The following is a 12,802-nucleotide window of genomic DNA, read 5'->3' as shown; positions in this document are numbered from 1 at the left end:
CTACGAGGCGAACCAGGCGGATCACCGGACGACCAAGCGGATGACCTAGCTGTGATGTCCAGGCAGGTTGTTGAGTCTGCTGGTGGGTGGGGCTCCGATTGCGGAGTGGTGCCTGTGGTGATTGTAGAAGTGGATCCAGCCGGGCAACGCTTGTCGGCGTTCGGTTTCTGATGGGTAGAAGCGGGCGTATGCCCAGCCGTCGGCGAGGGTGCGGTGGAACCGCTCGATTTTCCCGTTGGTTTGCGGCCGGTAGGGGCGGGTCTTCTTCGCGGTGATCCCGAGCGTCCTGCAGGCATTGGCCCACGCGTGGGACACGCGTGGGACTTGTAGGCGGAGCCGTTGTCGGACAAGACCCGCTGGACAACCACCCCCTGGTCGTCGAACCAGGCGACGGCGCGTTCAAGGACGCCGATCGCAGTGACGGCCTTTTCGTCGGCATGGATTTCCGCATAGGCCACGCGGGAGCAGTCATCGATGACGGTGTGCACGAAGGCCGTGCCCAGCAGCGGCGCCCGTCCCGCGGAGCGCGGTGTGCCCGGCGTCGCGGCGCGGTTGCGGTCGCCTTGCTGCTTCCCGACATAGCGCCAGCCGCCACCGTCGGGGATGTTGCCGAACTTGGTCACGTCGACGTGGATCATCGATCCGGGATGCTCGTGCTCGTAGCGGCGGATCGGTTCCCCGGTGACGCGGTCGATGCGGGAGAGCCGGTTGATCCTGCACCGTACGAGCACTGCGTGCACCGTCGATGCGGCAATGCCCAGCTCACCGCCGATCTGCACCGGCCCGAGCCGCCGCCGCCACCTCGCCTTCACGATCCGCTTCACCAGGCCCGGAGGTGTCTTCGACGGCATCCGGCGAGGCCGGCTGGACCGGTCCGTCATTCCTGCCGAACCTTCGGCCCGGTACCGGGCCGCCCATTTCCGTGCCGTGACGGACGAGACCATGAACATCTTCGCCGCCGCAGTGACGGACCAGCCGTCCTGGACGATCAACCTGGCCAAGCGAAGACGGGCGCGAGGGGTCAGTGCAGCGTTAGCGTGGGACACGAAGGCCTCCTGGGCTCGTGGAACGGTTCCTAGACAGCTCCACTCCAGCACCAGGAGGCCTTCCCTCGTCAGCTCTTCAACGCCCCATCACCGAAACAACGTCCCTGGACATCACACCTAGCGGGGCGGAACCGCCTCAAGCAGATCAGCCCAGGGCCGGTCTTCGACGGGCTGGTAGGCCGCGCGCAGCCCGGCCGCGAACGTCTCCACATCCAGCCCCGGGACGGCGTCCGTGGCCGCTCCCGCGGTCGCCGGATCCCAGTCCAGGCCGAGTGCCTCGTAGACATCCACGAGCACGGCCCGGATCGGCGCGGGATCCTCGACCACGATCGATGACGAGAACAACCACGCGCCCTTGACGACCCGCTGCGCCGTACCCGCCAATTTCACCGGACCACGCTCGGCACCGTCCGGCCCGGACGGCAGCGGCGTGTGTACCGAGTACTCCCCCGGGCAGTACTCGCCTGGAATCTCCCCGACGGCGGCCGGTACCCCAGCGCTCCGGAATACCTGTGCGAACATCTCACCGAATCCGGCGAAACGGTCCTGGAATCCCTGCATGGCGTCCTGGTCACGCTGGATGTGATCCACCACCACGCTGCCGGCGTGATAGGCCGCGGCACGACCGCCCGCACGCCGGACCACGGGGGCGAAACCGTGGGCGCGGCATGCCTGCTGGGCTCGAGTGAAGCCGGGCAGCCGGGTGTCCCTCTGGCCGAAGGCCACAGTGGGGGCGGGGCGGTAGACGCGGACCATCGGTGAACTGGCCACTCCGCTCTGGGCGGCACGGAGCAGGGTGATCCCGTAATCGAGGTCCTCTGACGGGCCCAGAGATGGCCCTTGCCGGGTCCACTGCAGCACGACCGGCGGGGCTGCGTGCCGAGCCGACGGCTGGACCATCTCAAGCATCGCGGGAGGGGACCTTCCGCACCGTCTGGATCTGCTCGGATCGGCCGAACGGGCCCCGTTCGTCATGGAGTACGGAGGAAGTCAGCCCGATCCCGTCCGAGCCCATGTTCGAGGTGGTCGCGTAGCCCAGCCATGGACCCACAGGGTCACGGTAGAGGTGGATCTGCAGGTCGACGTTCGGGAAGCCGTAGCCGCCAGGTCCGGCGTCCAGCACGGGGGCGACCCCGTTGGAGGTGTCCGCCATCCCCATCAGTCGGACGAGGTCACTGGTCGGTTCGCCCGCAATCATGTCCACCGCAGTGGTGGACCAACAGCGCCCGTGCCCCGGGGCATGGTCCGGGGCCACCCGCATCTCCAGCGACTTGATGTAGCCGCCGGGCCACCGCTGCTCCATCGCCGGGAACGGCCGGCTCTGGTGCACGGGGGTGAGGGCGGAGTCGTTCGTGACAGCCACGCCGGCCGTGTCTGAGGTGACGAGGCGCCAGGCCCGGGCCACCAGAACGGCGCGGCCCTGGGCCACCAGGGTCGACTCCACCAGTTCGATGGTCCGCCCGGGGCGCACGGTACGGGTGGTGACCGTCAGGGGCCCGTAATGCAATGTTCCGAGGATCTCGAAGGACAACCGGGCCAACCGCAGCTCGGGACGCGGATCATGGGCCAGGATCTCTGCCGTCATCAGTCCGGAGACGGGGGCCATATGCAGCTCGTCGTCTCGCCACGTCCCCTGGGCATGGACCAGCGAGTCGAACTCCGAGGTGCGCGCCCCGTCCACCACGCTGGGAGGCGAGGTCCGCTGGAAGTTGGCGCCGACGTCGTGCCCCTCGATGCCGGAACCGCCGGCCATGGTGGTGGAAGTCATGTCCTCCATCCTGCCAGAACGGCGCCGGGTGCCCCGATCCGGGCGCCTGTTACCGGCCCTGGTCGAACCGGTGGAGGATCCGGGCGACCTCACCGCGGGTGATGGACTGGTGCTGACGGAAGTTGCCATCCGCATATCCGGTGGTCAGTCCGATGTCCTTCATCCAGGCGATCGCGGCGTGGTGCGTACTGCCCACCGGTACATCCTTGAACGACTTGACGTTCGGCGCAGACCATTTCGGCTTGGCCGCCCGATAGAGGAAGGAGGCGAACTCGCCGCGGGTGACATTGTCATAGACACCGAATTCACCGCTGGCGTGACCGAGCGCGACCTTCGAGTCCTTGGCCCAGCTGATGGCACCGTAGAAGCTGCTGCCCTTGGCCACGTCCTTGAACGGCTGCTGGGAAGCGGGGGTGTGATTCGGATCCAGGTATCGGTACAGGAAGGCGACCGACTCCCCACGGTTGATGCTGCGGCCCGCCCGATACGTGTTGTCCCCGGCATAACCGGTCGAGACTCCGCTCCATTTCATCCAGTCCACCGCTTCGAAGGCCGCGTCATCACTGGTGACGTCGGAGAAGGTGGCGTCGCAGCGGCTGGCCGTCGTGGCCAGATCCCGCGTCTGTCCCGACCGGGTGAGCGCCACCGACGTGTACGTCACCGTGGCATTGTTCTCCAACTCGAGGCGGATGTTGGAGCCCTGGCCCACATTGATGGCGCAGACGGTCGAGCCGCCCGCCTTGATCTGTAGCCGGCCCGCCCTCTTGCCTCCGCGCTCCACGCGGATGTTGGCCGTCCCTGAAGCCACCTGGGCTGTGACGACCACCCGGTCGGCCTGGCCGGCGTTCTCGATCCTGATGGCCTCCCCCGTGGCGTCGGCCTGGACGCCTGCGGAGACCCGAGTCGTGCCGTTGCCGTAGAAGATATCAGCATCGGACCAGCTCAGCGGAGCGGTGTGCTGTCCGAGGTATCGCTGGGCACCGGCGACTCCGCCGCGAAGGGCACGGACGGCATACTGGGCCGTCTCACCGGGGGCGTTGGACAGCAGCGTGCTCGTGCCCGTCACGGTCTTGCCGGCGGTCCACGCCTGGTTGGAGATCGCCCCGCCACCCTGCGAAACAGCGCGATACATGATCTGGTACTGATCCGCCCCGGAGACCGCGTTCCAGTACGCGGTGGCCTGCGTCCCCGGGCTGCCCAACCGGTAGTGGTTGGACGGCAAGGACGGAGTGCCGGGCTTCTGATTGGCCCCGGCGGCAGCCACCAGGCGGTCCACGTTCTTGCGGATGGTCGGCAGTTGGGCGTTCAGGTACCGGCCTGGGCAAGCGGTGGTATTGGTGACCGTGTGCCCCAGGATGGTGGGAACAGTGACCCTGGTGCCGTCACTCCACCGGGCGGTGCTCTTTCCCCGCTGAGTCAACGTGGTTGTGGCCGACGGGTCCACGTCATACCGGTAGGCCTGCCAGGCGAGCACCTTCTCGATGGCCCGCACCATGGGTGCCGGGGCCGAGGCGATGTCATAGTTGCCCATGGCGGAGATGCCGATGGTGTCCGAGTTGAACCCACCGGCCTGAGCTCCCTGGACGGGCTTCTCGATCGATCCACGGCGGCCCTGGAAGATGTTGCCGTACTTGTCCACCAGGAACTGGTAGCCGATGTCCCCCCACGCCAGGCTGCGGGCGTGATAACTGTAGATGCCCCGGATCTGGGCGTAGGCACCGGACTCGGTGTAGTTGTTCGAACCGGCCGTGTGGTGCACGTACATGGCCTGGAGGTCCGCCGACGGGGTTCCCCAGTCGTTGACCCAGGACTCGTTGGCGCCCCACTGTGCGCGGGTGATGATCTTCGGCTTGATCGCATCGGCCGAGGCGTTGGCCGTGGCGGTGGCCTGGGCGGTCCCGGTGATCAGTCCCTGCTGTTGGTGGACGGCGGGCGTGAAGGCCGCGTCGCTGCCCGTACCGAGGGAAGCGGCTGGTACGGCCGCTGCACCCTGGGTGGACGGTGCGGACTCCTGGCTGGCCAGGCCGGCCTGCTGCTCGATCTCCGCCAGGTCGCCTGAGGCGGAGGAAGCGGCTTCCAGCTTGCCGTCGGTCTCGGCCGTGCCGGGATCGATGAGCTCGAGCTTCAGTCCCGAGGGAACCTCGCCGTCCGCCGTGGTCACGCGAACTTGGATGGCGTCGCCACCGCTGGAGATCAACGGCTCGGTGCCCACGCGGTCCGCATGGGGCGCCTCATCGCCGTCGTGGATCTCCATGCTGTTCCAGTCGGTCCACTCCCCGGCCTCTCGCACGCGCAGGGACACGTCGGTGACAGGGTCCGCCTCCATGATGTCCCACGTCACGCCCGCGACGATGAAGTCCATGGTCTCCACCGGCTGGGTCAGGGCTGCGATCCGCTCGACCTCGACGTCGCGCGTAGACGAGAGGGCGACGTCGAAGACGGAGTCGACCAGTTCTTCCGCCTCGGGGGCGGCCGGAGCGGCGGCGTCGGTGTCAGTGGCAGCGGGGGTGCTCTCGGCCTTGGCCCGCAGTTCCCGGATCACGACGTCGGAGGGCTGCGACACGCTGCCCGTGGACTTCGGTGCGGTGCCGGACGCGGGGGCCGACCGGGCCGAGAGCGTCGAGGACATCAGCGCGACGTCGGGCTCGGTGGCCGCGGACTCGATGGCGGCGTCGCTGGCCTCGGGTGCCGAGGACGCCGTCGGCTCGGCGACATCAGGGGTGTCCGTGACCGAGGGAACTGGCGTGCTGTCAGGCGCCTGGGTGCTGTCAGGCGCTTCGTTGCTGTCAGACGTCTCGGTGCTGTCAAGACTGGGTGAGTCAGGGACGTCCGTCACATCAGGAGCCGGTGTCGACTCAGGGGTGTCCGTCACCGCGGGGAGCGCCTCGGGGTCAATGCCACCGAGGGCAATGGACTGCTCCTCGGCACCCTTGACCTCAGAAGCCACCTCTCCTGACTCGACGGCAGGGTCAACGGCACTCTCGCTGGTGCCCGTGGTCACCTCCGGAGCAGCAGTGGTGTCCGGAACCACGGGCATGGCCGTGGCCGGCAGGACGGTGGTGGCGGTGAGTGTGAGGGCCAGGGCGGTGGCGGCGCCGGCCTTCAGGACAGGGTGGAGCGTCCGGGACATATCAGTTTTTCCCTCAAGTGGTGCAGAGCGATGGACGTGGACGTGGGATTTCCCCTCCACGCCACAGCTAGGTTATCAAGCGTTTATTGACTTGTAATCACTTTTGTCCCTTTGGTCTCAGCCTTCACACAGAGTTCACTCCGCGGTTGGCGCTGATGACCAGGCCAAGCCAAGACAAGACGAAGGGACACCGGGCCCCCCACAAGGGTGGACCCGGTGTCCCTATGCGCGCCGCCGGCGGATGGCTGTCAGAGCTCGCCGCAGTTCTTAGAAGTCCCAGTCATCGTCTTCCGTGGTCTCAGCCTTGCCGATCACGTAGGAGGATCCGGAACCGGAGAAGAAGTCGTGGTTCTCATCCGCATTCGGGGACAGCGCCGAGAGGATGGCCGGATTCACATCGGTGACGGCCGCGGGGAACATCCCCTCGTAACCGAGGTTCATCAGGGCCTTGTTGGCGTTGTAGTTCAGGAACTTCTTGACGTCCTCGGCCAGGCCGACGGAATCGTAGAGGTCATGGGTGTACTGGACCTCGTTCTCGTACAGTTCGAACATGAGCTCGAAGGTGTAGTCCTTGAGCTCCTGCTGGCGCTCTGCCGACTCGTTCTCCAAGCCGCGCTGGTACTTATAGCCGATGTAGTACCCGTGCACGGCCTCATCGCGGATGATGAGACGGATCAGGTCCGCGGTGTTGGTCAGCTTGGCGCGGGAGGACCAGTACATGGGCAGGTAGAAGCCTGAATAGAAGAGGAAGGACTCCAGGATGGTGGAGGCGACCTTCTTCTTCAGCGGATCGTCACCGTGGTAGTAGTCCAGGATGATCCGAGCCTTCCTCTGCAGGTTCGCATTCTCCTGGGACCAACGGAACGCGTCGTCGATCTCCTTGGTGTTGGAGAGCGTGGAGAAGATCGATGAGTAGCTCTTGGCGTGCACCGACTCCATGAACGCGATGTTCGTGTAGACGGCCTCCTCGTGGGTGGTCAGCGAGTCCGCGATGAGGGAGACGGCGCCCACGGTGCCCTGGATGGTGTCCAGCAGGGTCAACCCGGTGAAGACCCGCATGGTGAGGGTCTTCTCGTCCTCGGACAGCGTGGCCCAGGACTGGATGTCATTGGACAGCGGCACCTTCTCTGGGAGCCAGAAGTTGGAAGTCAGCCGATTCCAGACCTCCACGTCCTTGTCATCCTGGATGCGGTTCCAGTTGATTGCCTCGACGGTCTCGAGGGTCTTGACAGCGTCGGCCATCATCTCAGGTGTCGTCCTCACTTCAAGGGTGCAGTGCTTCGGGTGGTTCGTGGTTCAGTCGGGCGGGCCGCCGGGAAGGCGACCCGCCCGACCAAGGCTAATGGCCGGCGTCGGGCCCGGGTACCTCAGCTCACAGCATGCAGCTGACGCAGCCCTCGACCTCGGTGCCTTCCAGCGCGAGCTGGCGCAACCGGATGTAGTAGATGGTCTTGATGCCCTTGCGCCAGGCGTAGATCTGAGCCTTGTTCAGGTCACGGGTGGTGGCCGTGTCCTTGAAGAACAAGGTCAGGGACAGGCCCTGGTCCACGTGCTGGGTGGCGGCGGCGTAGGTGTCGATGACCTTCTCGTAGCCGATCTCGTACGCATCGTCGTAGTACTCGAGGTTCTCGTTCGACAGGTAGGGGGCCGGGTAGTAGACGCGGCCCAGCTTGCCCTCCTTGCGGATCTCGATCTTCGATGCGACCGGGTGGATCGAGGAGGTCGAGTTGTTGATGTAGGAGATCGAACCGGTCGGCGGCACGGCCTGCAGGTTCTGGTTGAAGATGCCGTGCTCCATGACGGAGGCCTTCAGCTCACGCCAGTCGGCCTGGGTGGGGATGGACACGTTGGCACCGGAGAACAGCTCGGCGACCCGCGGCGTGGCCGGCTCCCAGACCTGCTCGGTGTACTTGTCGAAGAACGTCCCGGAGGCGTAGGTGGAGTCCTCGAAGCCGCCGAACGTCGTCCCGGTCTCCATCGCGAGGCGGTTGGAGGACCGCAGGGCGTGGAACAGCACCGTGTAGAAGTAGATGTTCGTGAAGTCGATGCCCTCTTCGGAGCCGTAGTGCACCCGCTCGCGGGCCAGGTAGCCGTGCAGGTTCATCTGGCCCAAGCCGATGGCGTGTGAGGTGTTGTTGCCCTGGACGATGGACGGCACCGAGTTGATCTCAGACATGGTGGACACCGCGGTGAGCGCCCGGATGGCCGTCTCAATGGACTTGCCGAAGTCCGGCGAGTCCATGGTCTTGGCGATGTTCATGGACCCGAGGTTGCAGGAGATGTCCTTGCCCACGGAGGCGTAGGTCAGGTCCTCGTTGAACTCCGAGGCCTCGGAGACCTGGAGGATCTCGGAGCACAGGTTGGACATGGTGATCCGGCCCTTGATCGGGTTGGCCTGATTCACCGTGTCCTCGAACACGATGTACGGGTAGCCGGACTCGAACTGGATCTCGGCGAGGGTCTGGAAGAACTCGCGGGCGTTGATCTTGGTCTTCTTGATCCGCGCGTCGTCGACCATCTCGTAGTACTTCTCCGAGACCGAAATCTCGGTGAACGGCTTGCCGTAGACGCGCTGCACGTCATACGGGCTGAAGAGGTACATGTCCTCGTTCTTCTTGGCCAGTTCGAACGTGATGTCCGGGATGACGACGCCCAGGGACAAGGTCTTGATACGGACCTTCTCATCCGCGTTCTCTCGCTTGGTGTCCAGGAACCGGTAGATGTCCGGGTGGTGGGCGTGCAGGTACACGGCGCCGGCGCCCTGGCGGGCACCGAGCTGGTTCGCATAGGAGAAGGAGTCTTCGAGGAGCTTCATCACCGGGATGACGCCGGAGGACTGGTTCTCGATCTGCTTGATCGGGGCGCCGTGCTCACGGATGTTGGTGAGGGACAGCGCCACGCCGCCGCCGCGCTTGGACAGCTGCAGGGACGAGTTGATGCTGCGCGCGATCGACTCCATGTTGTCCTCGATGCGCAGCAGGAAGCAGGAGACGAGTTCGCCGCGCTGGGCCTTGCCGGCGTTGAGGAAGGTCGGGGTGGCGGGCTGGAATCGTCCACCCACCATCTCCTCCACCAGGTCGATGGCGAGCTGCTCATCGCCCTGGGCCAAGTGCAGGGCCACCATGCAGACGCGGTCCTCGTAGCGCTCCAGGTAGCGCTTGCCGTCGAAGGTCTTCAGCGCGTAGGAGGTGTAGAACTTGAAGGCACCCAGGAAGGTGGGGAAGCGGAACTTCAGCCGGTAGGCGCGGTCCCAGAGACTCGTCCGGAACTCCGCGGAGTACTGCTCGAGCGTCTCGGCCTCGTAGTAGTCGTGCTCCACGAGGTAGGTCAGCTTCTCGTCGAGGTCGTGGAAGAAGACGGTGTTGTTGTTGACATGCTGCAGGAAGTATTGGCGCGCTGCGGCATGGTCTGCCTCGAACTGGATCTTGCCGTCCGCACCGTAGAGGTTCAGCATGGCGTTCAGCTCGTGGTAGCCCAGGTTCTGCCATGCCGCCGGCAGCTCCTTGGCCGACCTGATCATGTCCTGCTCGGTGATTGTCATCCCCAAAACCTTTCCAGTCCTTCGCGCACGGCCGTGACGTCCTCCGGCGTGCCCATGAGTTCGAATCTGTACATCAGGGGGACCTCGCACTTGCGTGCCACGATGTCCCCGGCGAGGCAGTAGGCCTCGTAGAAGTTGGTGTTCCCCGCGGCAATGACGCCCCGGATCAGATCCCGGTTCGACGTGACGTTGAGGAACTTGATGACCTGCTTCGGCACCGCTCCCCTGCCGTCTCCCCCGCCATAGGTCGGCAGGATGAGGACGTAGGGTTCCGTGGCCAGGAGGGTCGGCTCCTTGGTGATGATCGGCAACCGTGCAGCCTCACCCTCAGGCAACTCCAGTTTGGAGACGAAGCGGTGGGTGTAGCCGGAGGCGGAGGAGAAGTAGATCAGGCGTGCGGCCGTCTGCTGTGGGGTCTGGGACCCCACAACACCTGTCGGCCGGCTGTCGCTGACCACGCTCGTCATGGTGACCTCGGGGACCTCAGGCCACCGAGGCGGCAGCGGCGGTGGCCAGCTCCTCGATCTTGTCCGGACGGAAGCCGGACCAGTGCTCGGCACCCGTGATGACGACCGGGGCCTGCATGTAGCCCAGCGACCGAACACGCTCCAGCGCCTCGGCGTCCTGGGACATGTCCACGGTCTCGTAGGCGATGCCCTTCTTGTCCAGGGCGCGGTAGGTGGCATTGCACTGCACGCAAGCCGGCTTGGAGTAAACGGTGACGGTCATGGTCATTCCCCTGTCCTCGGTTACCGCGTCCGGGGTGCCGGACCGGCGGGCGTTTCTGCTCTGTGGTCTGTGTTCTTGCGTCATGGCCACGAAATCCGACCAAGACCTGTTCAACAGGTCCCGATACCGTGGATTCCGGGTCCGCCCGGACTCTCCGGCGTGAAAACTGCGCGGTCCGAACTGCTGACATCAATACTACATCTAGTGGTGACCGTATGGAACAACCACAAGATCCTGTCTTACATGGTTGAGATTAGTTTCCCCCAGCTCGTCCACAGGCAGTGTGGATGAACGGACCGTGAACGCACCCGCCCGGAACGCCGGAATCACGCCGATCGACGGTTGCGGGCCGGAGGACGTCCACAGGGTGTGGATGAAGGGGCCCACCGTTGTGCACAGGTTCTTTTGATCCAGTCCGGCGGCGTGTCCTGTCCACGGCGGCGGCGTGTCGGCATCGTGCCAACATCAAGGACAGGACGGTTAGCCTCGAGGAACCACCGGAGGCACCACGGAAGGGACTCCTATGCCCACACCCCAGACACCCCGCCGCCTGGTCAACACCGAAGACCTCGCCGCCCGCGCCGCCCTCGCGGCCCGCGAGACAGCGACCTCGACCGACGCCGCAGACGCCACAGTCGCGGGCGCGATCTGGAAACTCGAGGATCCGGTCCGGGAGCTCGACTCGAACATCATCTCGCTGCCGGCCGGTGACGGGATCGACGCGCACCAGGGCCCGGACAACGATGTGATGATCCATGTCCTCCACGGCTCCGGCACGCTCGGCACCGCAGAGGGAGACCTGGCCCTACGGCCTGGTGACCTCCTGTGGATGCCCCGGCGCTCGATGCGCCGCTTCACCGCGGGAGCTTCCGGCCTGATCTACCACACGGTCCACGTCAGGAAACCGGGCCTGCTGCCGACTCTGCGCCAATGACGTCACTGCCGAACTGGGTGACGGCGTCCCCGATGGACCGGTGCAACGTGGGGTAGGCCCACGGGATGCGGGCCAGCTCTGCCACAGGCGTCCGGGCGTGGACGGCCACGGTGAGCGCCCCGAGGATCTCCCCGGCATGGGGGCCCACCACCGCCGCGCCGACGAGCACGCCCCCGCTCGTCCCATTCTTCCTGCTCCTGTTTCCCTGCCCATCCGCCTTCCCGGCTGTCATTCCATCCACCCGAGCCACCAGGGTCAGGTGCCCTCGAACCTCATCGATCCACCCCCGGCTCGAGGCCCCGAGGTCCACTCTCGCCACGTGGACCTCCGAGGCATCGCCGCCCTGTTGTTCCACGGCCTTCCGGGCCTCATCCTCAGAGAGCCCGACGGCGGCCACTTCCGGATCCGTGTATGTCACCCGGGGTACGGCATGCCGCAGGAAGGGGCGCCGGGCCGCTCCGGTCAGGAGCTGGTCCGCCACCACCGCCGCTTGGGCCATGGACGTGTGGGTGAAGGGACCGGCACCGGTCATGTCCCCGATGGCGTACCGGCCCGGGACGGGTCGCCCGCCCTCCGCGGCCGCACCGTCCAACACGCGGCACCACTCATCCACCTCGACCGGGTCCCGCGGCGCCCGGCCCGTGGCCAGCAGCACACGGTCCGCGGTCAACCGGTCCCCCGTGGTCAGCTCCAGATCCACGGGACCAGCCGAGGCCGGGATGCCGTGAGACGTCTCATACCGGGAGACATCCCCCGCCTGCACGCCACTGATCTCCGTCCCCGTACGGACGTCGATCCCCTCGGCCCGGAACCGCTCCACCACCAGCTCGGCGGCCTCCGGTGCCTCTCCCGAGAGCAGCCGTCCACCGCGCACCAGCAGGCTCACGCGGACCCCGAACCGGGCCAGGGCCTGCCCCAGTTCGCACCCCACGGGTCCCCCGCCCACGATGGCGAGGGAGGCCGGGAGTGTCTCGGCCGTCACCACGTCCCGGTGGGTCCATGTCACCGCTTCCGATAGGCCGGGAACCGGGACCCGCACTGTTTCCGAGCCGGTGTTCAGGACCACCGCACGGCGGGCCATCCAGGTCTGGTGCGCGCTGCCGTCATTCGGGGTGACGGTGACCTCGGTGCCGTCTGAGGCCGCGCCGGCTGCGGGGCCGCCCACGATCTCGGCCCGCCCGTGGACGAACTTCGCGCCGGTGCCGAGCAGCCTCTCCACAGCCACTCGGTCATCCCAGTGGTCCGTGGCCTCCTCCCGGATCCGCTGCGCCACCCTCGCCCACGAGGCGCCCGCCCTCCGGGACTCGTGCAGCATCATCTTCGACGGGATGCAGCCGTAGTAAGGACATTCGCCGCCGACCAGGTGCTCGTCCACGGCCAGCACCGACCAGCCGCCGCGCACCAGCCGCGCGGCGATGTCCTCCCCGCCGGGCCCGAGCCCGATCACGATGGCGTCGACCGTCCTGGACACAGAGACGGACGTAGCGGACGTGGCGGGTACGGGCCCGGGCCCGGGCGTGGGGACCGGTGTGGGGATCGACGCCGGGATGGGCGTAGACGCTGGGGTGGAGGGGGAAGCCATGGGACCACCCTTCCATCAGCGCACCCCGTGTGGCGAGGGACAGGCACCCCGCGCCCGCCGAACGCGCGGGTC

Annotated in this window: 9 protein-coding genes and 1 pseudogene; 1 reads left to right on the top strand and 9 read right to left on the bottom strand. The window is 66.4% G+C overall.

Translation table 11 applies throughout. The annotated features are described in order from the left end of the window. Positions 1-45: 45 nt before the first annotated feature. The 8 genes and pseudogenes from ABD134_RS03795 to nrdH all read right to left on the bottom strand — a co-directional run bounded on the left by ABD134_RS03795 (position 46) and on the right by nrdH (position 10,214). Positions 46-1,046: pseudogene (locus tag ABD134_RS03795) on the bottom strand (IS481 family transposase). 117 nt (positions 1,047-1,163) lie between these two features. Next, on the bottom strand, positions 1,164-1,946 hold the full coding sequence (locus ABD134_RS03790) for a lipoate--protein ligase family protein (RefSeq protein ID WP_344227663.1): 783 nt from the start codon (positions 1,944-1,946) through the stop codon (positions 1,164-1,166). Between the two features lies 1 nt (position 1,947). Beyond that, entirely contained in the window at positions 1,948-2,814 is an 867-nt protein-coding gene (locus ABD134_RS03785) for a thioesterase family protein (RefSeq protein ID WP_344226840.1), read from the bottom strand. Between the two features lie 49 nt (positions 2,815-2,863). Beyond that, positions 2,864-5,944 carry an S-layer homology domain-containing protein gene (locus tag ABD134_RS03780; protein ID WP_344226838.1) on the bottom strand — a complete coding sequence of 1,027 codons (3,081 nt, stop codon included), beginning with the start codon at positions 5,942-5,944 and terminating at the stop codon, positions 2,864-2,866. Positions 5,945-6,211: 267 nt separating this feature from the next. Continuing rightward, the gene (gene nrdF, locus ABD134_RS03775) at positions 6,212-7,186 is read right to left on the bottom strand and encodes a class 1b ribonucleoside-diphosphate reductase subunit beta (RefSeq protein WP_344227661.1); all 975 of its coding nucleotides are present in this window, start codon (positions 7,184-7,186) and stop codon (positions 6,212-6,214) included. A 130-nt stretch (positions 7,187-7,316) separates the two neighbouring features. Beyond that, positions 7,317-9,485, bottom strand: a complete 2,169-nt coding sequence (gene nrdE / locus ABD134_RS03770) for a class 1b ribonucleoside-diphosphate reductase subunit alpha (protein WP_344226836.1) — start codon at positions 9,483-9,485, stop codon at positions 7,317-7,319. Next, positions 9,482-9,952, bottom strand: coding sequence for a class Ib ribonucleoside-diphosphate reductase assembly flavoprotein NrdI (gene nrdI, locus ABD134_RS03765; RefSeq protein WP_344226835.1), 471 nt, complete (start codon positions 9,950-9,952; stop codon positions 9,482-9,484). Before nrdI ends, nrdE begins: the two co-directional genes overlap by 4 nt. A 16-nt stretch (positions 9,953-9,968) precedes the next feature. Beyond that, entirely contained in the window at positions 9,969-10,214 is a 246-nt protein-coding gene (gene nrdH / locus ABD134_RS03760; protein WP_115933195.1) for a glutaredoxin-like protein NrdH, read from the bottom strand. 523 nt (positions 10,215-10,737) lie between these two features. Here nrdH and ABD134_RS03755 point away from each other — a divergent pair. Then, complete coding sequence (locus tag ABD134_RS03755) at positions 10,738-11,148, top strand: cupin (protein WP_344226832.1); 411 nt, start codon at positions 10,738-10,740, stop codon at positions 11,146-11,148. Here the strand turns inward: ABD134_RS03755 and ABD134_RS03750 are convergent. Next, positions 11,111-12,730 carry a dihydrolipoyl dehydrogenase family protein gene (locus tag ABD134_RS03750; protein WP_344226830.1) on the bottom strand — a complete coding sequence of 540 codons (1,620 nt, stop codon included), beginning with the start codon at positions 12,728-12,730 and terminating at the stop codon, positions 11,111-11,113. The genes ABD134_RS03755 and ABD134_RS03750 overlap by 38 nt on opposite strands. Positions 12,731-12,802: the final 72 nt, after the last annotated feature.

The sequence above is a fragment of the Citricoccus alkalitolerans genome (assembly GCF_039528175.1).
Lineage (GTDB): Bacteria > Actinomycetota > Actinomycetes > Actinomycetales > Micrococcaceae > Citricoccus > Citricoccus alkalitolerans.
Note: the sequence above shows the minus strand (reverse complement) of the source record. Positions and strands in the feature narration are given on the sequence as shown.